At 52.5% G+C, this 1,787-nt stretch carries 1 rRNA gene; it reads left to right on the forward strand.

The window, feature by feature from the left end:
* Positions 1 to 86: 86 nt before the first annotated feature.
* Positions 87 to 1,639 (forward strand): 16S ribosomal RNA (locus IJ23_RS19110).
* The last annotated feature ends 148 nt before the right edge of the window (positions 1,640 to 1,787 follow it).

Below are 1,787 nucleotides of genomic sequence, written 5' to 3' on the forward strand. Positions count from 1 at the left end.
TGACCATTGAATCTTCGGATTCAGCACAGTCAATTCAAACATTACTTTATGTAATGTTCAGTATTCATTGAGCCGAACAAAATCTTAAATTGAAGAGTTTGATCATGGCTCAGATTGAACGCTGGCGGCAGGCCTGACACATGCAAGTCGAGCGGAAACGAGTTATCTGAACCTTCGGGGAACGATAACGGCGTCGAGCGGCGGACGGGTGAGTAATGCCTAGGAAATTGCCCTGATGTGGGGGATAACCATTGGAAACGATGGCTAATACCGCATGATGCCTACGGGCCAAAGAGGGGGACCTTCGGGCCTCTCGCGTCAGGATATGCCTAGGTGGGATTAGCTAGTTGGTGAGGTAAGGGCTCACCAAGGCGACGATCCCTAGCTGGTCTGAGAGGATGATCAGCCACACTGGAACTGAGACACGGTCCAGACTCCTACGGGAGGCAGCAGTGGGGAATATTGCACAATGGGCGCAAGCCTGATGCAGCCATGCCGCGTGTGTGAAGAAGGCCTTCGGGTTGTAAAGCACTTTCAGTCGTGAGGAAGGTAGTGTAGTTAATAGCTGCATTATTTGACGTTAGCGACAGAAGAAGCACCGGCTAACTCCGTGCCAGCAGCCGCGGTAATACGGAGGGTGCGAGCGTTAATCGGAATTACTGGGCGTAAAGCGCATGCAGGTGGTTTGTTAAGTCAGATGTGAAAGCCCGGGGCTCAACCTCGGAATAGCATTTGAAACTGGCAGACTAGAGTACTGTAGAGGGGGGTAGAATTTCAGGTGTAGCGGTGAAATGCGTAGAGATCTGAAGGAATACCGGTGGCGAAGGCGGCCCCCTGGACAGATACTGACACTCAGATGCGAAAGCGTGGGGAGCAAACAGGATTAGATACCCTGGTAGTCCACGCCGTAAACGATGTCTACTTGGAGGTTGTGGCCTTGAGCCGTGGCTTTCGGAGCTAACGCGTTAAGTAGACCGCCTGGGGAGTACGGTCGCAAGATTAAAACTCAAATGAATTGACGGGGGCCCGCACAAGCGGTGGAGCATGTGGTTTAATTCGATGCAACGCGAAGAACCTTACCTACTCTTGACATCCAGAGAACTTTCCAGAGATGGATTGGTGCCTTCGGGAACTCTGAGACAGGTGCTGCATGGCTGTCGTCAGCTCGTGTTGTGAAATGTTGGGTTAAGTCCCGCAACGAGCGCAACCCTTATCCTTGTTTGCCAGCGAGTAATGTCGGGAACTCCAGGGAGACTGCCGGTGATAAACCGGAGGAAGGTGGGGACGACGTCAAGTCATCATGGCCCTTACGAGTAGGGCTACACACGTGCTACAATGGCGCATACAGAGGGCGGCCAACTTGCGAAAGTGAGCGAATCCCAAAAAGTGCGTCGTAGTCCGGATTGGAGTCTGCAACTCGACTCCATGAAGTCGGAATCGCTAGTAATCGTGGATCAGAATGCCACGGTGAATACGTTCCCGGGCCTTGTACACACCGCCCGTCACACCATGGGAGTGGGCTGCAAAAGAAGTAGGTAGTTTAACCTTCGGGGGGACGCTTACCACTTTGTGGTTCATGACTGGGGTGAAGTCGTAACAAGGTAGCGCTAGGGGAACCTGGCGCTGGATCACCTCCTATTACGAGGATTATTGCGAGGAGGGTTCACACAGATTGATACGGTTTATAAAGAAAGGAGAGGTAACTGGGCCTGAGGCTCAGGTGGTTAGAGCGTTCGCCGGATAAGCGGGAGGCCGGTGGTTGGCGTTCTTTTATACACTTTTCCGAG

The organism is Vibrio sp. OY15, assembly GCF_000742455.1.
Taxonomy (GTDB): domain Bacteria; phylum Pseudomonadota; class Gammaproteobacteria; order Enterobacterales; family Vibrionaceae; genus Vibrio; species Vibrio alginolyticus.